This window comes from Blautia faecis, assembly GCF_020554845.1.
GTDB classification, from domain to species: Bacteria; Bacillota; Clostridia; order Lachnospirales; family Lachnospiraceae; genus Blautia_A; species Blautia_A faecis.
In genome coordinates, this window is sequence record NZ_JAJCIA010000018.1 from 1 (window position 1) to 21,505 (window position 21,505).

A 21,505-nucleotide genomic window follows, 5' to 3' on the forward strand; every position below is an offset into this window, starting at 1 on the left:
CTTCCGGAGTGACTTCTGGTGTCACTTCTGGAGTTACCTCTGGTGTCACTTCCGGGGTAGTTTCCGGTGCAGCTGGTTTCTCTGCTGGCTGCTGATCTGTATTCGTATCATCCTGCTTCTGCTCAGCTACTGTAAGCTTTGCAATAAAGGAAACCTTTACACCTTCCTCTGTTTCATAAGTGATCGTATCACTGTATTCTCCAACAGCTGTACCTTCTCTTGGCATAACCCATGCATCAACTGATTCTCCAGCCGCAAGAGAACCCAGATCCTTTACCATAAAATGTTCCGGACTGATTTCTTTGAAATTAAGAGTGCTGTTGCCAGTATTCTTAACAGTTACATTCTTAGTCATGGAAGAGTTTGCATTTTCCTGTGTGAAGCCTGCATTTACGGTTCCAAAATCAAGTACTGCAGTACCATCTTCTGCAGTATTTTCTGCAACAATTTCTGCTGTATACACAGGTTTCTGCTGGGCAGGGGATTCAGCTGAAGCTCCCTGATTTGCATCCTCAGCCTGTCCATTCTCAGGAACTTCCAGATAGCCTTCTGTTCCAATGTTAATCACACTGTCATCTGTAGTGATCTCAGACTGGGAATTGTCAGCAGAATTCTCTGTGTCCTGTCCATCTGCCGGCTGCATAACATCAGCGGAAGAATCAGTTGGTTCATCAGCACCAATGTCAATTACTTCCTCGGTTTGTGTATCTTCTGCTACATCCTGAGCCGGCTGTGTGTTCTCATCTGTCTGGGAACCTTCCGCAGGTGTATCCTCTGCTGCGATCTCCTGAACAGGGGTTTCCTCTGTCGGTGCAGCCTCCTGCTCTCCCTCTGGAAGCTCTGTTGTCTCTTCCGGAGCTTCTTCCGGTGTAGCCACAATTTCAACTGTATTTACTTTCAGTTCTCCGGTTATGCCCATTTCGGCCTTTCCGGTAATTTTCAGCTCGATCTTATTTCCAAGATCTTCATCAACAAGCTTATAGGTCTTCTCAGTGCCTACTTCAGTAAGCTGATCTCCAACTTTTCTTGACCAGCTGAACGTTACATAATCGTCTGTAAGTCCTTCCGGTGTAACCTTTTCATAATCGGCGCTAAGCTCAGAGCCTACAGCTGCAGTTCCCTTAATCTTAAGCTGACCTCCAAGTTCTCCCTCTGGTGCTGCTGCCGCAAATACCAGAGACGGAAGCAATGAAAGCATCATAAGAAAAGTCATGACCATTGCTATAATTTTCCTAGGTCTCATATGCCATCCTCCTTTACATTCCCCTTTTAGGCTGACCTGTAACATTATTGTAACATATTTTAAACATTTTCACAAGCACTTTTATTTTATTGTAATTCTTACAGTACATGTGACAGTGCTACTGTTCGCTCCGCGCACCGCAACCACTTCGCGCTGCACAGGAATCATGCATCCGCATGATTCCGCGCCCAGATTCTCGGGTTTTCTGTGAAATTTGTTTACAAAAAACACCTCGCGGAACATTGCCAGTGAACCATAACGCGATAGTTGCTGGTCACTTCTTTCTCCGGAAAACATCTTATGGGATGTATCTTCTCTTCTGAACAGTAACACATTATGTTCTCTTGTTTAGTGTCATTATAGCAACCTGATTTTATACTTATGTAATATGAATTTATCCGATAACTGTTCGGAATTCCAACCGGACATACTGCCTTTTCGCCATTTTCATCACCTTATGTGAAAGTCAGTTACTCTGCAGCTGCAAACCTCTGCTTCTAAAGATCATCCCTCCACAATCAGATATTTTCCATCTGGAAGGGCAAATACTTCACTTGCTTCTTCTAATTCTTCTTTACTCATGCCATCCACATCTGCACCCATTCCAGACAGATATTTTCGCACTTCGTCAATAGAATCTGCAACTACAGCCATGCAATCCTCCAGGAATTCCTCTGCTTCTTCGTAAGTTTCTGCAACCGGTTCATCAAAAAGCTGCTCCTGTTTTTCCAAAAATGTCTGAATACACTCCTCTGTATACATTTTTCCGACCTCCTGTTTTATAATAAAAGTTATAACTGTTTAGAGTCTGCTAAATAGTTATCAAAATTTTACTCTTCGCATTTTTCCTCATATAAATCAAGAATATCCTCTGGAGAATCCACAAGATAGTCCGCTCCATTTTTCAGCAGTTCTTCTTTTTCCCTGTATCCCCACAAAACACCTACCGTGTACATTCCGGCTGCTTTTCCAGTTTGCATGTCTGTTCCGGAGTCTCCCAGATACATACACTCTTCTGGCTTAATTCCAAACTGCTCCGCAATTTTAAGCGGACCATCTGGTGCTGGTTTCTTTCTTACAGAATCACTTTGTCCCATAACTGCATCAAAAATCTGAGACCCAAACATTCTTTCCACCACTTTCACGGCTGCTTCATGTGGTTTATTTGAACACACCCCCAGCTTCACGCCTCTTTTTTTCAACTCTTTTAAGGTTTCCGGCATTCCCGGATAATGCTGTATTTTGTAAAATGGGTCTTTATCAAATTCTTTTCTATATAACGCTCTTGCTTCCTCATAGTGCAGCAATTCCGGATCTCCTGCATCGACCAGAAGTCTTTTTACCAGCATGTCAGCACCGTTTCCGCAATAGTATCTGTAATTTTCTATAGGCATTGGTTTCAAACCGTATTTTTTTACAACTTCATTTCCTACAACAGCCATGGAATCCAACGTGTAGGCTAAAGTTCCGTCCAGATCAAAAATACATGCTTTTATCATTTTCTCATTCCCCTTATATTGATTTTCATTTTCTTAAGTTCATAAACCAGTCTTCCTACAGGAAGCCCAACCACATTATTGTAGTCTCCGTGGATTCCTTTTACGTAAATTCCAAATTTCCCCTGGATTCCATAGCTTCCTGCTTTATCCATAGGCTCCCCTGTTTTTATATATTCCAGAAGCTCTTTCCTGGAAACAGGATAAAATTCAACATCGGTCCTTTCACTGAAAGTATAAGGCTTCCAGATACCCTGTTCTTTTACAAGAAGGGTTACACCGGTATAGACCTGATGGGATTTCCCCTGAAGTTTTAACAATGTATCTAATGCATCTTCTTCATCTGACGGCTTTCCAAGAATCTTTCCTTCAAATGCAACTACGGTATCCGCACCAATGATCAGACAAGGTTCACTTTCATTTTCAAGTCTGTCTGCAACCGATATTGCTTTATCCTGCGAAAGCTTTTCCACCGTTTCCGCTGGATCTGTCAGGTTGGTTTTCTCTTCCCCATTGCTTACAACCACAGAAAAAACCACACCGGTTCTTGCAAGCAGTTCCTTTCTTCGTGGGGACCCCGAAGCCAAAACAATTTTCTCCATAATCTCTCCTTTTCTGTCTTAACAGTATAACCCTCCATTTATATGGGTGCAACGATTTTTTTCTTTTCTTTTTGCGTAAAAAGTATTACAATATAGACAACTCCATTAAGCTTTGTTTAGACAGATGGAAAATACCGAAAGGAGCAGACAATATGGCTAAGATTAACAAATATTGGGGAATGGTTGCACTCGGAGCAGCAACAGCAGCAGTAGCCGGTGCCGTAGCAGCAGCTTTTGCCAAAAGACATGCTTTGGAAGAGGCAGCTGACCTTGAAGATGATTTTGAAGATGAGCAGGAAGATGACGAGCAGCCTGAAGCAAAGGATGTCCACGAAGATTTCGTAACCTGGGAAGCTACTTCCGAAGATGAAAAAGATGATGAAACCGAAGGCTCTGAGGAGCCTGATTCACAAGAAAGTTCAGAGGATACAGAAGAGGATTCTGCTGAAAATGCAGAAGAGCAGGATAATGCTATAGCCGATGCTCTTGAAAAAGCAGCGAAAGATGAAGATAAATTCGAGGAAGAACTTGCTGAAGCTGAGAAAGAGCAGGACGAAGAAGAAGCTTCTATCCACATTGATTAATTGCAGGTAAATTCATAATTATTCCACATTTTACAAATAGTGACAATCAGGCTTGCCACTTTCGTTGACAGTATTTAGATTTCACTTTGCAAGAAGAAGTTCCAACAGAATTTTCTATTGCAAAAACCCCCACGGCAATTTGAATATAATTTTCCGTGGGGGTTTCTTTTACGCTTTTGGAAGTTTAAATGAACTCTTAAGAGAAACAATACGGTTAAATACCGGTGCCCCTTCTTTGGAATCATGAATGTCTGCACAATAAAAGCCATTTCTTACAAACTGGTAACTATCCAGTCCTTTGGCTTTCAGAAGCTCTGGTTCAACATAAGCAGACATCTCTATAAGAGAATTCGGGTTCAGATTCAGTTCTCCTGTCTCTTTATCATAAACACCCTTTTCCTCATCTACGATATTCTCATAAAGACGTACCGGAACCTTACCTGCATTTGACGCTTCAACCCAGTGAATGGTTCCTTTTACTTTACGTCCGTCAGGTGCATTTCCGCCCTTTGTTTCCGGATCATAAGTACAATGTACAGCAGTAACTGTTCCATCATCCAATGCCTCGAAACCTGTGCATGTAACAAAATATGCATTCATAAGACGAACTTCCGTACCAAGGAAAAGTCGTTTGTATTTCTTTGGAGGATCGATCATAAAGTCTTCTCTTTCAATATAAAGTTCCTTTCCAAATGGAACCTTTCTGCTACCAAGGGCTTCATTTTCCATATTGTTCGGAGCATCCAGATATTCCACCTGTCCTTCCGGATAATTGTCAATGATCAGTTTGATCGGATCAAGGACTGCCATATAGCGAGGAGCCTTTAATTTCAGATCCTCACGGATACAGTACTCGAGCATTGCATAGTCTACTGAACTGTCAGCTTTGGATACACCACAAAGTTCCACAAACTTCTGAATAGATTCAGGTGTGTAACCACGGCGACGTAAACCGGAAATAGATACCAGTCTTGGATCATCCCATCCGTCAACAATTCCATTCTCTACCAGCTTCTTAATATAACGCTTACCTGTTACTACATTCGTCAGATACAGCTTTGCAAACTCAATCTGCTTCGGAGGATGTGGATATTCCAGTTCTCTTACAACCCAGTCATATAATGGTCTGTGATCTTCAAATTCCAGAGTACAAATGGAATGTGTAATTCCCTCAATTGCATCCTCAATAGGATGAGCAAAATCATACATCGGGTAAATACACCAGGTATCTCCTGTTCTGTGATGGCTTACATGAGCTACACGATAGATAACCGGATCTCGCATGTTCATGTTTGGAGAAGCCATGTCAATCTTTGCTCTCAGAACTTTCTCACCATCAGCATATTTGCCTTCTTTCATCTCTTCAAAAAGCTGAAGATTCTCTTCTACAGTTCTGTTGCGATACGGACTCTCTTTGCCAGGCTCCTTTAAAGTTCCACGATATTCTCTGATCTGGTCCGCAGTTAAATCGCAGACATATGCCTTACCCTTTTTAATCAGTTTTACTGCGGCTTCATACATCTGTCCGAAATAATCGGAAGCAAAGAACAGTCTGTCCTCCCAGTCAGCTCCCAGCCATTTTATATCGGCTTTAATGGACTCAACAAACTCAGATTTCTCCTTAGTCGGATTGGTATCATCAAAACGCATGTTGAATTTACCATTGTACTCTTTCGCCAGTCCGGCATTTAAAAGAATGGATTTGGCATGTCCTATATGAAGATAACCGTTTGGCTCTGGCGGAAAACGTGTATGAACGGTGTCATAAACTCCTTCTGCCAGGTCTTTATCAATGATATTCTCAATAAAATTTTTGGAAACCTTTTCGTTCTCCATGGTTCTTCCTCCTGATATCAACTCTTTTATAGCATAAATTCCAATATCTGTCAGAGCATGTTAAAAAATTTTCTTCAATATGTGTATCGGGAATAATTTCTCAAACATGTTCTGTTCTTTGATGATTTATCTTATCATAAATAGGTGCATTTTAAAAGTTTTTCTTAAAAAATTGTTGATTTTTATCCCTATCTATGAGAGTATATTAATTTATGCTACAAAAAAATCCCTGATATATAATCAGGGATTAAAAAGAGCTGATGACGGGAATCGAACCCGTGACCTCCGCCTTACCAAGGCGACGCTCTACCGACTGAGCCACATCAGCACTCTCATGTCCGGCATTTCTGCCGCTCACAGTTGATTATATTACCAGAAGGTTATCTTATTGTCAACACCTATTTTCAAATTTTTTCAAAAAATATAAAATAATTAAAATTTTTTGCTGCAGCACCTGCCGCTGCAACCTGGCAGGTACTGCTATACTGCATTTTTCATTTTTCAGGAATAACAATATTCCGCACATAATCTGTATCTGTCAGTAAACCATCTCCGCTTTTCTTGTTTGTAAAGGAAGCGGTCCCATTCTGATTTCCAGACAGATCAAACTGAACAGTATTTCCCTGTACAGTTCCATTTACTACCTGGTCAATTTTCTCCAGTTTATACCGCATAACTTTACTCTCCTGAACCTGGTATTTCCCTGCCGGAAGTGCGAATACAGCCCTTTTGCTTACATCTGCCCGGGTGTCTGTGTTTTCTTTTGTAAATTCCACAGTTTTAGAGTAAATACGTTCTTCTCCATCCAGATCTGTTCCTTTCACCGTGAATGTAAAGGCCGGATTTCCCTGTCCCCAGACAATTTCATCTCCATGAAGAATTTTGTTTATTGTAAGAGTCACCATCTTCACATCTGTCATCTGGAACTTCTGAACTCCAGATGTACTTTTTACCGTACAAATCACCGTTTTTCCTTTTTTGTAACCGGAAGGAGCTGTTATTTCTGTAAGTACATATTCTCCGGCTGGCAGTTTATTAATCCTATGAGCAGTTTTCCCGGACGTCCAGGTGTCGATCACTTTTCCGCTTTTATCCGTCAACTGCATAACAGCTCCTGCAACAGCTTCACCTGTCACCTTATCCGTCTTTAAAAATTCCGCTTTTATATAACGGTTTTCAATTACCATTGTATAACCTTGCTCATTCTTTACCAATCCATTTGCATCCACAGTAAATTTATAAACTGTGTTATCTAAAACATATCCGGCAGGTACTGCTGTCTCCTGTATACAATATGTTGCAGGTGACAGCCCTTCCAATTTTATTAATCCGTTTTTGTTTGTTGTGTATGTTGTTCCCGCCGAATCTGCATTTGCACTGCTTTCCCATAAACGGAATTTTACGCCTTCAATAGGAGGACGATTTCCTCCTGCTTCTTCCGTTTCTGTTACTTTTTTGATGTACAGATGCATTTTCTGATTTCTGACAAGGATCGCTTTTTCAGGCTCTGTTTTGCTTAAATTCGCCTCAAATACCTGCCGGCTGATTGCATATCCCTCCGGTGGTCTTACCTCACTTACCTTATATTTTCCAAGATAAATATCTTTTGAAATGGCTGTTCCATTTCTATCCGTTACTATAGTATCTGCTACAGTCCCAGCTCTCAGCAAAATATTTCCAGAAGCAGAACGGATGTCCTCCAAAGCTGTGATCTGAAATTTTCCATTCTGCAGTGCCTTTCCTGTCTCATCCACTTTTCTTATAGTAATATGACCTTTTGGAACTTTTTCCTTTACAATCACCCTGGTCTTTTCTGTATTTTTTGATGTGGAAGAAGGTTCTCCTCCGATCCAGTTAAAAGTACTTGTAGCAATATTGTATATATGGGCTTCCAGTACATCCGGATTTTGATTTGCTACATAGTACTGCTGTAAGTTACTGTTACTCTTCAATCCAACAGTAAGTAAAAGACGCACGGATTTTCCATAACAGCGCTCTGGCAATTCTGCCACAGAAGACAAGGTAATCGAATTTCCAGCAACATTCAGACTCCAATCTCCGCGTACACTGTCAGAAGCGCCAAATGAAGCTTCTACTGTCTGATCAAGATATATCTGAACCCCTTTCAGTTCAAAACAGTCTGCCAAAGTATCCTGGATTTTAAATTTGGAAATTTTCCATTCTCTTTTATTGGAAGGAATTTCCTGAACAATTTCAAACACACTTTCAAAATCTCTGCCATTATACTCTGCAGTAACTATTCTCTGATTTTCCCTTAGAATCCATTTTTGAGGATTCTTTGGTTCGGTTCTGTTTACGCTTGCCCTATCTGCAACATTGTTCGAGGTAATTGTTACAGCCTGCGAGTCTCCTTTATGCTGTGTCGTAACAGTAAAATGATTGCTGGTCACATAAGAAGCTACAGTTCCGTTATAAGTACAGGAAATCTCTCCTGGTACCATTCTGGCGTTAAAAATCACATCATAGGATTTCCCATAAAATCCTCTGTCACCAAGAGCAGCTTCTGTTGCCTTTAAGGTAATGTTCTTTCCATTTACAGATATCTGGAACCGTCCATCCACTCTGTTCTGCCCGTTTTCATAAACCTCCGCTGTTGCAGCTGTCAATTCTGCTCCCGCAGGCAATGTATCTGCAATTTCCATTCTGGTCATATACCCGCCAAATTCATTATCCGGCACATTTATATTCAGTTTATATTTATACTCACTGTCCGGACCTGGAAGAAGAAGGTCTTCTCTCCATACCCCATCCTGCAAATTGGCAGTATACTTCTTTACAGAGGCATTCACTACTTTGTTTTTATATCTTGTACAATCTGTAGTCACTTCATCTGACCAGGAAGTTCCTGCGAGCCCATTTATATGCTGACAGGTAATCGAAGCCTTATTTTTTACCTCATAACGGTAACTGTCACCACTGTAAACCGGTGTTATTTCAGTAGGATCCATTCTCACTTTTATCTGAAACTCATATGTTTTTCCATAAAAGTCCGCCTGTGACAATGCTGCCTGTGTAGCCTGAAAATTTATCACATCCCCATCTGTAGAAATACTAAACCATGAGGTTACATCATTCTCTGAAGGCAGCATCTTTACAGCTGCGTAACCAGCGAAATCGACTCCTGCCGGCAGGGTATCACTGACTTCGCAAGAGCTGTAATAATACGCTGAATGCTCTTCCGGGATATCTGTCTGCAAGGTATAATAAAATTCCGAGGTACTGTCAGACAAGGTGTTTGACGTTCCCTGGGAAGCCAGTGTATTTCCAGTCTTTTTTACAAGGCCAGGATACTCTACCGGACCATAGCCTTTCGCATCCCAGTTAAGTCCGGCAGACGTTTTACAGGTTCCAGTCTGTACATCAGCAAATACACTTTTGATCCTGCTTGCTGTTTCAATAGAATAAGCTCCGCAACCAGGCCGCAGAATTGCCAGATAGAAGCCGGATGAATTGTCCAGCTCATAAACAACTGTATTTTGCGGAATCTCTCCGTCAACGGCAGGTGCCGGTGCGGTAAGAACTTCAAAGTTTTTGGAAAATAAAGTTTTCTTCACTACATTTACTACAGAATCAGTTGTCGCATACCGGTGTCCTATAGAACCATTCTGAAGATTGATTCCAAATCTCTGGTACAAATCAATATCCAGCCATCGAAAACGATAGTTGCCTGCAACCGGAATATCTGTACCGCTTTTTACAATATCAATTTTGATTTCCTGTGCAGAGAGCTCATCCTTAAAGCTGATCCACAATTCATTTGAATTGCTGACACCAAACATAGGATAAATTCCCGTTATTTTATTTCCCTTGTAATCGTAGGTATAATCCTGATAATTATTACAGGTAAGAAGAAGGTCTACCTTCGTATTTGCTTCTTTATTGTATCCTACATGTGTAACACGAAAACCAAATTTTCCTTTTGCATTGTTATTAAGTGGAACAAAATACGGTCCCTCTACCATTGCTCCCTGCTTCATTCCTGAAATAACGTCATTTCCTGCATTGTTCCATGAATAAACCTGGGTATCCGCATTCCAGCCAAGTCTTGTATATTTGCTGCTGAAAAGCGTACTTCCATTTGCAACAGCGGTAAAACCGCCCTTTCCTTCTCTTACAGGAGTTCCTTCCTGTGCATAATTTTCCGGAGCAACATATGCATCAATCAAGTCATCTGTGCTGCCATCTTCAAGCACTTCCAGACCATCTTGAAAAAACATGGAATCCTCTCCTGAAGTTTCCATTTCCTCCAAAGAAGACAAAAATTCTCCATCCTCATTTGCAATCAGTCCACTCTGAAAAAATTTCTCCTCTTCTGAAACATTCCTGTCGGCTTCTGTACTGTCTGTTTCTGTACTATCTGTTTCTGCCCCATCCATTTCATCATGAGCAGGATTTTCTTCACATTCAGCTTCTTCAGGCGCTGTATTGTCTTGCATTACTTCCTGCGCTTCCGTTTCAGTTGACACCTTCTCATCTTCCTGTGCCCTTACTGCCCAGCCAGGATAGGAGAACGCTACAGGCACAGCCAGAGCCGCGGCCAATATAGTTTTTTTCAGATTTCTTTTTCTCATCCCCTCGCCTCCTTCTGGTCAATATCAGCCTGTTTCAAATATTCCTGATAGATTTCTTTCATGGTTTTGCTTCCATCCTGTTCCTGAATAACGCTGGCAATCACAGGTACATCATAGCTTACACTTGCATCCAATTCCCCCTCTAAATAGGAAACAGCAGCAAGTTTTCGAAATAGCGGTGTAGTGGATTCTCCTGGGTTCAAAACACTTTTATAGCCGTAAATATATTTTTTGTTTCCTGAGGTTTTCTCCTGATAAAGAAGAGTCCACTTCGTCTCGTCTGCCTGAAATGTAAACAATTCTCTGTTTTCTCTTATTGTTTTTCTGCCTGTACTGCCATCCAGAACAGCTATACTTCTCATAGGAACATTTACCTCCAGAAAAACATTTGCACTGTTTTCCCCTATATTTTTTACAACCGGATCTTTTTCCAGGATCTGACCTGGATAAACCTTTGACGCTTTTTGCGTATCCCAGTGGGCTTCTGTAAGCTGCGCCTTTACAGATCCTGCCGTAAAAACATTCTTTACTTCGCCGGCGGATTTGCTTAAATACGCAGCTGTTCCCCCGGCAAAAGACATAGTTCCGACAAGCAGCCCCATAACTGCCAAAAAGCTTCTTTTTTTCCTCAACTTATCTCACTCTCCTTTTTGTCTGCCCTTCAAAAATTTCTGTTGCCAGATAAATTGCAAACAGGAAAAAGACTGCCGCAATTTTACCCGTTCTGCTTCCTGTAAAGTTCAGCACATATCCGGCAAAAGGGATGCAAAATACAACCGTGCCCTGCAGATTTTCCCACTTTACCGGTTTTGTATCCTGATATTGATTGGAATCCCCTTTTGTTACAAAAAAATGCTTTTCCTTATTGTTTTCAGCTACCCGGTGTGTAATCATTGTTCTCCCTTGTTCTGTGGTAAATGTAATGATCTCCCCTTTTTCTACTTTTTCCGGCTCCTTTTCCTTCACATATATGGCACTTCCAACTGGCAAATCAGGGCTCATGCTTCCAGACATTACGCTGTAACATTTCATGCCATATATCTGGGGAAACGAAAGTCCGACTAACAAAATGACAAAAATCACCCATATGATTTTCAACAGACCTTTTCCCCAGATTTTTAATCTCATCTGTCTTTTTCCTTTCTGTACAGTTTTCTTGCAGTTACTGCAAGAACCACTGCAGCTGCAAATAGCGCAAACCATCTTGCCAGCAGATTTGTGTTATCTCCGGTTTTAGGGCTTGCAGACGCAGTTGCATACACTTTTTCTCCTGCTGCTCCATTTAAGCTTTCCCCTCCACCGTTGTATCCACTTCCACCACTGTTTCCGTTTTCGCCATGCTTTCCATTTCCGCTTTTATTTCCACTTCCGCCGTTATTTCCGTTATTTCCGTCATCTCCATTGTTCTCATCGTCATTGTGCCCCCGGTCACCATTTCCATTTTGACCGGAAGATGAATCCGAAGAGGCCTGACTCGCAGAAAATACCCATTTCACTTTTCCCAACAGTTCCTGATATTCATTATCCATCTCTTCACTTAAAGACAATTTTACAATCAGATTTTTTCCTGCTCCTGGTTTAAACTCACCAAGGGAAATGTCTTTTTTCATGCTCCAGCCTTTTTTCGTCAGATTTCCATCTACAGTTCCATGATAAAGAACTTTATTGTTCTCCAGAATTTCAATCTTTGCATAACTGGTAAGAAGCTTCCGTATCAGCTCCAGATTCTTTTTGCTGTACTTGTTCTGTTTGGCAGCTTCCGCCCGAAGGCTCATCTTAATGTTTAAATCCGAGTTATTAGCAAGCCTTATTGTCTGGCTTCTTGTACATCCAGGCTGCAGGTTCTTAAAATTTGCAAACAGATCTGTTTTCTCGCCGCCAATGATCAACTTATGATTTTTGTCAAAAATCACACTGGTAACAACTTCGCAAGTACATGGCTGATAGGTAATTCCAAGATCCTTCTCATTTTTCCCCCATATTGCTTTCATTTCGCCGCTCTCTGCCTGTATACTCTCCAGATTTACAATAATTTTTGCCTCTTTGTTCTTATAACGGTTGTCTGCTTTTTCAGAGAGATAGTAGCTGTCCATCAGAGGCTTTTTCGTGGTTTTTCCTGCCGGCAATACATCCTTATAGTACCAGTAGCCGTCCTCACACAGCTTCCAGAGATCGGTGTTGTAATGAATTTCGATCATCTCAGGATCCAGTTCCCGATTTTCCAGAAACTGACCGGTTTCACTGATACTCCCAAACACTCTTCCAATTTTTATCCGGACAAAGGAATCCACAGTTCCTTCATTTTTTATATTTACCTCTTTCACCACTTTCTGTCCCGGATCTACATGATCTGGCCTTACATAATTTTCCTGTATGGAATTTTTGTAAGAGGACATGGACAGCAGATTTACTGCATATTCAGATACATTCCAGGCAGCCAGCGCAGTACCGCATGCAAGCAGCAGTACTGCCACCACAGTTATGCAGATACTTGTGCACTTATGCTTCTTCATGGTATCTCTTCCTTTCTGATCAGTTCTCACTGCCGCGGTTTATTTCCTGCAAGGTTCCTCCTTTAATTTCTTCATCCAACATGCGGTAAGCTTCTGACTGGGTAGCAAATCCTTTGCTCTGAATTGCCTGTGCTGTTACTTTCAGCTGATAATTTCCAACTTTCTGCATCTGTGTCTGGTTCCAGTCTGTAGGAATCGCAATATTGGTAAACAGGGTAGACTCCTCTCCAATATTTAAAATTCCATCCCCTTTTGCTCCCATATAATTGAAAACAAGTTTTGAAGCAGTGGAGCGTGCCGTGTCCTTTGTCCACAATGGATTTACCATTGGATAGGCTGCCAGCTGTGCAAGGTTGTAGCCAGGAATCCTATCCTGAATCAGTCCGGTAGCCTTACCTTCTTTTTTGTCATATCCACCGGTAAAAGTCTTATCAAAATAAATGGTTTTATAAATCAGATTCAACGCCTGATCGTCTGTGATCGGTGTCCCCTGACTATTCAGAATGTCCACACTCATTCTCACATAACAGGGCTCGTCCCCGTTTTTGTCGGAGGTGATGTTCTTTACAGTTGGATTTTTGTATACCGTGTATCCCGGATACATATTCTTTCCATCGTTTTCATTTGGATCCCAGTCCGGTTCTTTCAGACCAATATCAAGGTCCCCTGTGGTAAAAACATTGGTCTGCACAGAATTTTCCGTGAAATAAGCCATTGTGTTTCCAATTCCAAATAACATGGCATATGAAAGTACTCCCGCAAATAATACATTTCTTTTTCCTCTGCTCATTTTCATATTTTCTCTTCCTTTCTCTCATTAAAAATGAAACAATCCTGCTTCATACGCACTTTTTGGATTGTTAAGACCAAAATATTCTTCTCCTGTCATCTGCTGAAGAATCTGTCCGGAAATCTTAATTTCCACCCCGCCCATTTCCTGAATCCAGGTCTGCCTGCGGTTATTTACCTTTTTATCCACCCAGACCTTTGTAAATAGAGGAACAGTTGTTTCTCCTGTACCATTCAGGTTCCTTTTCAAAACTTTCGAGTAGTAAAAATACTGTACAGGGTCTGTCTTTTTCTGATCAGCAAATCGCACCCATTCTCCTTTAGCGGCATCATCACTGTTATAATCAATGGTATAAACCTGGACTACTTTTTCCATATCCTGAGCGCTTAAGACTTTTCCTCTTTTGCTCTTATCCGGGCAATTCTGACTGTAAACGAACTCACATTTCAATGCTGCAAGCTCATTCATATTCAGTTCTGATGTATTGGTTATCTGAGGATCTTTTGCAACAGAAGAACCTGGAACAGTAAGTAATCCTTTCTGTGGATTCCATGACGGCTCTGTAAGAACTGCATCCAGGCCTTTTTCCCCGGCAAATGTCAGCCTGTTTGCAACTTGTCCTGTGTCACCAAGATAAGCAAGTGTGCCGCCAGTTCCCACAGCCAGACATAACCCGGTTCCAAAGATCAGTGCTGCCTTTTTCATTTTTTTCATGTGCACCTCCTTACAGTCTTGCAAAGGCTTCTTCCGGAGAAGAAAATCCTTCGCTCTGAACCGACTCTTCATACACAAGAATATCAAATGGAACTAAATCTTCTTTTTTTACTATGTTTTTTATAACAATATTATCAAAAACCGTATCTGTTCGCTGTCCTGGCTGAAGCTGTTTCTGATAATAATAGTATCCGTCTTCTCCTGTTTTCCAACTGTCTTTTATCTTAAGAGGCTCACACTGCGCCTGTGCATCCAGATTGCTGAATACTACCCTGACCCGGACATATACCGGAATCACAGAATCATTTACAATACATGGCTTTTTCTTTATGACCGATCCTGGTCCAGGATCGGCCGGAGGATCAAACTCTTCTTCAATGTGTGTCTTATTCTCCACTATCTTTATCCTGTTAACAGTTTCCTGGCGGTCAATTAAATAGGCATACACCATAGAACCTGCTGCTCCCGCCAAAAGGCAGAACGCTAGTACAAACAGCATCCATTTCTTTCTCATGGATCAATCACGGCAGGAACCGTTCCTGCTTACTCCTTTCCTCCTGGAATTTCTGTTATTTTGCAGACCTGCTGCAAAACAGCTACTGCTCAAAAAGACCAGTAACCATAAAATCAGCACATGGGTACCACCTCCTTTACAAAGAACCAGAACGGTCATATCTGTCATTAGGGATTTTTTCGAAAATTAAATAGTAAAAAGAATAAAAGATTTGATTTATAAATATATCTGAGATCAGTGAAATAAATAGAAACTATAATTATTAATATTTTAACAATTTCTAAGATACAATAATTAATTAAATGGATTTTAATAACTGAATTAACAAATTTGAATTAAAGATTAAATTGACGCGTCTTCTGTGACGCATTGATTAATTGATATGATAACATGTTTTTTGAAAAAGTCAATACAGGAAATAGAATTTTTCTATTTCCTGTACCAGCTCCTGGACTAGAAAAGGCTCTAGCTTATTACCTCGCGGATTTTGGAGCGGATTCTCTGCAGAGCATTATCAACAGATTTTGGAGATTTATTCAGGATTCCTCCAATTTCCACATATCCTTTTCCCTTCAGATACAAATCCAGCACTTTATTTTCCATAGGACTTAAATAATCTGAAATTCTTTTCCGAAGATCCTCTGTAGTCTCCTGATCAATAATGATAGATTCCGGATTCTCCACGCTCAGTTCCCAGATTGGACTGCTTTCATCCTCCTGATTCAACGATACATAGGAATTCAGAGGCTGGTGCTTCTGGCGGTTAGAATTCTGAATGGCACTGTATATCTGCCTGTCAATACACACTCTGGCAAAAGTTGCAAAAGATGCCTCCTTATCTGTCTGAAAATCCCGGACTGCTTTAAACAAACCGATCATTCCTTCCTGAATCAGGTCATCTGTATCTCCTCCGATGAGGAACATGGCCCGGGCTTTCTGACGCACCAGTCCCTTATATTTCTCCATCAGATAATCTTCTATGGCTGTCTCTCCAGCCCGCAGACGGGCAATCAGTTCTTCATCACTTACACCATCGAACTTTCCCATATTTCCTCCGGATTTTATTTCATTCTCTGGCGAACCACCTCATAGGCAAGGATTCCTGCTGCAACAGACGCATTCAGAGAATCAATATCTCCCTTCATAGGAATAGCTGCCACAAAGTCACATTTTTCCTTTACAAGACGACTCACGCCCTCTCCCTCATTTCCGATTACCACACCCATAGGACCGGTAAGATTCAGATTGTACATCAGATCTCCGCCCATATCTGCGCATACAAACCACATACCCTCTTTTTTCAGCTCTTCGATGGTCTGTCCAAGATTAGATACCTTGGCAACTGGTGTGTAGTTCAAAGCCCCTGCAGAAGTTTTTGCAACTGTTGATGTAAGCCCTGCCGCATGTCTTTTCGGAATGATAACACCATGTGCGCCTGCAAGGTTGGCAGTACGGATAATAGCTCCCAGATTATGGGGATCTTCGATATCATCAAGAAGAAAAATGAAAGGTGCTTCTCCTTTTTCCTTTGCTTTATTTAAAATATCCTCAACTGTGGAATATTCATATGCAGCCACCTGCGCGATCACGCCCTGATGGGCGCCTATCTCGCTTAACTGATCCAGACGCTCTTTCTGTACAAAATTAATGATCGTATCTTTTTTTCTTGCCTCACGGATAATGGTGCGTACTGGTCCATCCTGGCATCTGTCCAGAACAAAAAGCTTGTCCACGCATTTTCCTGAGCGAAATGCCTCTAATACCGCATTTCTTCCTTCAATCTGCTCGCTCATTTGCAGCCTCCTGTCTCTTATTGCCTTTGTAAAATCATTGCTGTTGTTCTTTATAAATTCTCTTCCGGAATTCCTTTTCTCACCAGTTCCACAATTCTGGAATAATCTTCTTTCAGGTACAAATATCCCATCAGTGCCTCAAAGCCTGTAGCCCTGCGGTAATCTGCCATTGTAGCATGCTTGGCCATTGTAGGGGAATGTGCATTTCTGCCTCTTTTATAGACAGCCAGTTCTTCTTCTGTAAGATCAGGTTCCAGAAGCTCCATCATCTTTGACTGCGCTCCTGCCTTTACCAGGCTGCTGGCCTTTTTATGAAGCTGATTCACCGGACAGTTGCCTTTTTTAACAAGGATTGTCCGGATCACCAGTTCATAAACACCATCTCCAATATAAGCCAGTGTCAGCGGGGAATAGGTTCGCAGATCCCTGTCTTTCAGTTCAAACAGTTCTTTTAATTCACTTAAGCCCGTTTCCATTTTACTCCTTCACGTGTATCTTTAAGAATGATTCCCTTTGCAAGGAGTTCATCACGAATCTCATCTGCTCTTGCAAAATTCTTTGCCTTTCTTGCCTCCTGGCGCTCTGCAATCAGATCTTCGATTTCTTTATCCAGAATTTCTTCTTTCTTCACAGCAACAAGTCCAAGCACATCACAAAGCTTCACAAGAATTTCAAGAATTCCTTCTGCAAAAGCGGCGCTGCTTTCTTCTGTTACATTTGTATTGGCAAATTTGACCAGTTCAAATACAGCTGCAAGCGCATCAGCTGTGTTGAAATCGTCTTCCATTGCTTCTTCAAATTTCTTTACATATCCTTCTGCCTCTGCAAGAAGTTTCTTCTCAGCCTCAGTAAGTTCAACAGCAGATGCCTTCTCCTTACGGTCTTTCAGGCGTCCTGCTGCCTCTGTAATTCTCTCAAGGGCATTCTTGGAAGACTCCATAAGGTCAGCACTAAAGTTCAGCGGACTTCTGTAGTGTGCATTCAGCATGAAGAAACGAAGCACCTGCAGATCATACTGCTCGCTGATCTCACGCACAGTACGGAAGTTTCCAAGGGACTTGGACATTTTACGGTTATCAATATTCAGGAACGCATTGTGCATCCAGTATCTTGCAAAAATTTTATCATTGCAGCACTCGCTCTGTGCAATTTCATTCTCGTGATGCGGGAAAATAAGATCCTCACCACCGGCATGGATATCGATCTCATCTCCAAGATATTTCTTAGACATAACAGAGCACTCAATATGCCAGCCCGGACGGCCATCGCACCACGGAGAAGTCCAGTATGGTTCCCCTTCTTTCTTCGGTTTCCAGAGTACGAAATCCAGCGGATCTTCTTTCTGGTCCTCTCCTGATACCTGAAGTGCACGGAATCCAGATTGCAGGTCATCCAGGTTTTTGTGGGAAAGCTTTCCATATTCTTTAAATTTCTTTACACGGAAATATACAGTTCCGTCTGCCACTGCATAAGCATATCCTTTATCCACAAGAGTCTGAATCATGCTGATCATGCCGTCAATTTCCTGAGTTGCCTGAGGATGTGTAGTAGCAGGCTTCACGTTCATTCCTGCCATATCCTTTTTGCACTCTTCAATATATCTCTGGGAAATTTCTTCTGCGGAAACTCCCTCTTCGATTGCTTTCTTGATAATTTTGTCATCTACGTCTGTAAAGTTGGATACATAGTTTACTTCGTATCCTTTATATTCCAGATAACGGCGGACTGTATCAAAAATGATCATTGGACGTGCATTACCAATATGAATCAGGTTGTATACAGTAGGTCCGCAGACATACATTTTTACCTTTCCCTCTTCAAGGGGTACAAATTCCTCTTTCTGACGGGTCAGCGTATTAAAAATCTTCATTTTATTTCTCCCTCCGGTCAATTTCTCTAAATGTTATTTCGCAGCTGCGCACAACAACATTATTTCTTGTATAAAAGGCAGACTGCCTGGGAAGCAATTCCCTCTTCTCTTCCGGTAAAACCCAGCTTCTCCTCTGTGGTAGCCTTGATATTCAGACAGTCAGGCTCCATATGCAACGCTTTCGCAATGTTCTCCTTCATCTGTGGAATATGAGGTGCCATCTTCGGCTTCTGGGCAATGATCACAGCGTCAATATTTCCTACACCATATCCTTTTTTTTCCAGAAGAGAGGCTACATGTTCCAACAACTTTACGCTGGAAATCCCCTCGTATGCCGGATCTGTATCTGGAAAATGCTGTCCAATATCACCAAGAGCTGCTGCTCCCAAAAGAGCATCCATAATCGCATGAATCAGTACATCTGCATCTGAATGTCCCAGCAGGCCTTTCTCCCACGGTATCTTCACACCGCCAAGGATCAGATTCCGGTTCTCTGTCAGTCTGTGTACATCATATCCCATTCCCACTTTCATAAGATTATCCACATTTCGTCCCTGCCTTTCTTCTTGAAAGGGATTTTCCTGCATAGCAAAAAATCCCCATGCTATCGTTCGCTATTATACATGATTTCCAATTAAAAAGCAATCCGTCAACAGTTTAATATGCCAGGGATTTCTGTCTGACATTCCAGACTGCGTTGCAACAGAATTCTGCACAATTTTTATTTATGACAAAGGCCTCCCGGGTGAACCCCAGAAGGCCTGACAATATGTATTCTAAATATTTGCATATCTTTAAATACAAAAACATTTGACACATTTTCCTGTGGACAGTACTATTAAACTTCTGCGATTACCTCAACTTCGCAAAGAACATTCTTCGGAAGAGTTTTCACAGCGACACAGGAACGTGCTGGTTTGTTTACGAAATATTTCGCATATACTTCATTAAACTTGGCAAAATCTCCCATATCAGCAAGGAAGCATGTTGTCTTAACTGCCTTCTCAAAACTGCTTCCTGCTTCTTTCAGTACTTCGCCAAGATTCTTCATAACCTGCTCTGCCTGAGTCTCAATGGTATCTCCGTTGATCTCGCCTGTTGCAGGATTTACCGGGATCTGTCCAGATGTAAATAATACTCCATTTAAAATCATTGCCTGGGAGTATGGTCCGATTGCTGCTGGTGCCTTATCTGTATAAACTACTTTCATGGTGTAAATCTCCTTTCATTTTTTCTTTTATTGTCTTCATGCTATCGCAAAATTTTATTAGTGTCAAGCAATTTTTTTGTACAAGTCTGGAAAGGATTCTGTTTTGCAGAAAGCCTTTTTCAAATACGCTCTAATTCAAATAATAATAAGCCATCGCTGAAATCCTCTGAATATTGGAAACAGCATCTGCTTCCTTTCCTGCATTCTCAGACATTACGCACAGAATATAATCCGTTCTAGCTCCATAGACAATTCCAATATCGTGCTGGCTTTTATCATTTTCACCAGTTTTATTCGCTACCTGAACAGATTCCTTAAGCCCGCCAGGAATCTTTGTTCTGGTATCCTGGTTCAAAAGCAAAGACAGCATCTGGTCAGAATCCTCCGGACTTACACATTCTCTTCGGTAAATCTTCTCCAGCAGAGTGCCGCAATCCTCCACAGAAGTCATATTACTGCTTCCAAGCCCTTCCGGATCTGTATTCGAAGGCGCAAGCGTATGAAGCACAGCTGTTTCTTTATAGCCCTGTTCCCTGAGATACCGGTTAATTACACGTGCACCTGCATTGAATTGATTGGAGGCAGTCTGAAGCCTTACCATTTCATTAAAAGACTCATTGTCACTGTAGGTTACCATATTCTCCATAAGCCGAAACAGCTTGTCTGTCACAGTCTGACTAGCTGGATCTGCTTTCAGAAGCATCCCCTCAACCATCCTGATTTTTTCCATATTTTCATAACTTGCAGCCATTGTAAATGCTTTTATCAGACTTGCGGAAGACATGGCTTTATCATTGATGGAGAACTTCTCTCCGTTCTTTAGATCTTTCACATAGACGCTCCAGTCCCCTTCCAGTTTTTCCGTAAATTCCTTCACAGCTTTCTTCAGATTTTTGATTCCCGGATCCGTCAGTTCTTTAATGCAGCCATCTTTTTGGATTGTCAAGCCCTCTGGTGTAGTACCAGCTTCTTCCACTAATACGCCGCTTGATTCATCAAAATAATAATACCCGGAAAATCTCTTTTCTCCCACATTCATTTCCTGAATATAATAAATACCGCCTTCCTGACACACTTTTCCATTTCTGTCAACGTAATACCCGCCATCTAGTTTTATCTGTCCAATCTCTTCTTTTAGAATACAAACTCTTCCAGTACCAGAAAGCCTTCCAAGGTTATTTACCACATAAATCCCCGAAGTCCATCCTGCTTCCACAGTTCCATCTTCTGCTTTCGGGAGTGCTTCCTGTGAAATGGCTGTAAGATGTGCTTCAGAAGCTTTAAATTTTCCTGTCTCGTCGTGATAATAATATCCATTAAACACTGTTCCATCTACAACAAAATGGTCGAAATAATGTATTGCCTGAGTGCAGTCTCCTGAACCGTCTTCATTCAGACAGTAAAATCCGTCACTTTTCAACATATATTTGCCATCACTATTAGGAATAGGAAGTATCTTAGCTGCCTCTGTAACAGATGACAGGCTGCCGCCACTTTCTGATTCCGCTAATACAGTAAGAACTTCAGGCTTCCATAACAGGAGCCCGCTGTTGCTGCACCAAAATGCTGCCCCCAAAAGGACTGCCATTCCAGCTGCTTTATACAGCCATCTGGTTTTTTTGCCTTTTTTCATGTTATTCTCCTTTTAATAAGGGCAGTATAACCTGTTTCTGCTTTGTATGCAACCTCTTTGTTTGCCATAACATTTTTACAGGCTCTGGAATGTGTTTGAAAAGACTTTCTGCAGG

At 41.5% G+C, this 21,505-nt stretch carries 20 protein-coding genes and 1 tRNA gene; 1 reads left to right on the forward strand and 20 read right to left on the reverse strand.

Going from position 1 to position 21,505, the window contains the following annotated elements; genetic code table 11:
- The 4 genes from LIZ66_RS10240 to LIZ66_RS10255 all read right to left on the reverse strand — a co-directional run.
- The coding region (locus LIZ66_RS10240; protein ID WP_330663592.1) for a hypothetical protein at nt 1-1,243 on the reverse strand (1,243 nt) is incomplete at its 3' end.
- A 504-nt stretch (nt 1,244-1,747) separates the two neighbouring features.
- Nucleotides 1,748-2,005 (reverse strand): glyoxalase, encoded by a 258-nt coding sequence (locus LIZ66_RS10245; protein ID WP_195477770.1) that lies wholly within the window; start codon nt 2,003-2,005, stop codon nt 1,748-1,750.
- 68 nt (nt 2,006-2,073) lie between these two features.
- The gene (locus LIZ66_RS10250; RefSeq protein WP_195477771.1) at nt 2,074-2,742 is read right to left on the reverse strand and encodes an HAD family hydrolase; all 669 of its coding nucleotides are present in this window, start codon (nt 2,740-2,742) and stop codon (nt 2,074-2,076) included.
- A complete protein-coding gene (locus tag LIZ66_RS10255) occupies nt 2,739-3,341 on the reverse strand; it encodes a Maf family protein (protein WP_195477772.1) in 603 nt (200 codons plus the stop codon). The genes LIZ66_RS10250 and LIZ66_RS10255 overlap by 4 nt, the downstream gene beginning before the upstream one ends.
- 152 nt (nt 3,342-3,493) lie before the next feature.
- On the opposite strand from LIZ66_RS10255, the gene LIZ66_RS10260 reads away from it, so the two are divergent.
- Nucleotides 3,494-3,925, forward strand: a complete 432-nt coding sequence (locus LIZ66_RS10260; protein ID WP_148462754.1) for a hypothetical protein — start codon at nt 3,494-3,496, stop codon at nt 3,923-3,925.
- A gap of 168 nt (nt 3,926-4,093) precedes the next feature.
- On the opposite strand, the gene LIZ66_RS10265 is transcribed toward LIZ66_RS10260, so the two are convergent.
- The 16 genes from LIZ66_RS10265 to LIZ66_RS10340 all read right to left on the reverse strand — a co-directional run bounded on the left by LIZ66_RS10265 (nt 4,094) and on the right by LIZ66_RS10340 (nt 21,390).
- Entirely contained in the window at nt 4,094-5,761 is a 1,668-nt protein-coding gene (locus LIZ66_RS10265; RefSeq protein WP_118579073.1) for a glutamine--tRNA ligase/YqeY domain fusion protein, read from the reverse strand.
- A 255-nt stretch (nt 5,762-6,016) separates the two neighbouring features.
- Nucleotides 6,017-6,089 (reverse strand) — tRNA-Thr (locus LIZ66_RS10270).
- Nucleotides 6,090-6,255: 166 nt separating this feature from the next.
- Complete coding sequence (locus tag LIZ66_RS10275) at nt 6,256-10,353, reverse strand: isopeptide-forming domain-containing fimbrial protein (protein WP_227200790.1); 4,098 nt, start codon at nt 10,351-10,353, stop codon at nt 6,256-6,258.
- Nucleotides 10,350-10,985 (reverse strand): hypothetical protein, encoded by a 636-nt coding sequence (locus LIZ66_RS10280; protein ID WP_148462756.1) that lies wholly within the window; start codon nt 10,983-10,985, stop codon nt 10,350-10,352. The genes LIZ66_RS10275 and LIZ66_RS10280 overlap by 4 nt, the downstream gene beginning before the upstream one ends.
- 1 nt (nt 10,986) lies before the next feature.
- Nucleotides 10,987-11,481 (reverse strand): signal peptidase I, encoded by a 495-nt coding sequence (locus tag LIZ66_RS10285; RefSeq protein WP_173772378.1) that lies wholly within the window; start codon nt 11,479-11,481, stop codon nt 10,987-10,989.
- The gene (locus tag LIZ66_RS10290) at nt 11,478-12,866 is read right to left on the reverse strand and encodes a hypothetical protein (RefSeq protein WP_195983297.1); all 1,389 of its coding nucleotides are present in this window, start codon (nt 12,864-12,866) and stop codon (nt 11,478-11,480) included. Before LIZ66_RS10290 ends, LIZ66_RS10285 begins: the two co-directional genes overlap by 4 nt.
- Before the next feature lie 19 nt (nt 12,867-12,885).
- Nucleotides 12,886-13,662, reverse strand: coding sequence for a TasA family protein (locus LIZ66_RS10295; protein WP_195983298.1), 777 nt, complete (start codon nt 13,660-13,662; stop codon nt 12,886-12,888).
- A 21-nt stretch (nt 13,663-13,683) separates the two neighbouring features.
- Nucleotides 13,684-14,370 carry a hypothetical protein gene (locus LIZ66_RS10300; RefSeq protein WP_173773351.1) on the reverse strand — a complete coding sequence of 229 codons (687 nt, stop codon included), beginning with the start codon at nt 14,368-14,370 and terminating at the stop codon, nt 13,684-13,686.
- 10 nt (nt 14,371-14,380) lie between these two features.
- Entirely contained in the window at nt 14,381-14,884 is a 504-nt protein-coding gene (locus LIZ66_RS10305; RefSeq protein ID WP_195991908.1) for a hypothetical protein, read from the reverse strand.
- 465 nt (nt 14,885-15,349) lie between these two features.
- Nucleotides 15,350-15,931, reverse strand: coding sequence for an RNA polymerase sporulation sigma factor SigH (sigH, locus tag LIZ66_RS10310; protein WP_118579097.1), 582 nt, complete (start codon nt 15,929-15,931; stop codon nt 15,350-15,352).
- A 14-nt stretch (nt 15,932-15,945) separates the two neighbouring features.
- Entirely contained in the window at nt 15,946-16,677 is a 732-nt protein-coding gene (gene rlmB, locus LIZ66_RS10315; RefSeq protein ID WP_195409455.1) for a 23S rRNA (guanosine(2251)-2'-O)-methyltransferase RlmB, read from the reverse strand.
- Nucleotides 16,678-16,727: 50 nt separating this feature from the next.
- The gene (locus LIZ66_RS10320) at nt 16,728-17,153 is read right to left on the reverse strand and encodes a Mini-ribonuclease 3 (RefSeq protein WP_118579103.1); all 426 of its coding nucleotides are present in this window, start codon (nt 17,151-17,153) and stop codon (nt 16,728-16,730) included.
- The gene (gene cysS, locus LIZ66_RS10325) at nt 17,138-18,547 is read right to left on the reverse strand and encodes a cysteine--tRNA ligase (protein ID WP_195699902.1); all 1,410 of its coding nucleotides are present in this window, start codon (nt 18,545-18,547) and stop codon (nt 17,138-17,140) included. The genes LIZ66_RS10320 and cysS overlap by 16 nt, the downstream gene beginning before the upstream one ends.
- A gap of 59 nt (nt 18,548-18,606) precedes the next feature.
- Nucleotides 18,607-19,080, reverse strand: coding sequence for a 2-C-methyl-D-erythritol 2,4-cyclodiphosphate synthase (ispF, locus tag LIZ66_RS10330; protein ID WP_118579255.1), 474 nt, complete (start codon nt 19,078-19,080; stop codon nt 18,607-18,609).
- A gap of 305 nt (nt 19,081-19,385) precedes the next feature.
- Nucleotides 19,386-19,757: a RidA family protein gene (locus LIZ66_RS10335; protein ID WP_195379534.1), complete on the reverse strand. Its 372-nt coding sequence runs from the start codon at nt 19,755-19,757 to the stop codon at nt 19,386-19,388.
- Nucleotides 19,758-19,887: 130 nt separating this feature from the next.
- Nucleotides 19,888-21,390 (reverse strand): serine hydrolase, encoded by a 1,503-nt coding sequence (locus tag LIZ66_RS10340; RefSeq protein ID WP_195699903.1) that lies wholly within the window; start codon nt 21,388-21,390, stop codon nt 19,888-19,890.
- Between the last annotated feature and the right edge of the window lie 115 nt (nt 21,391-21,505).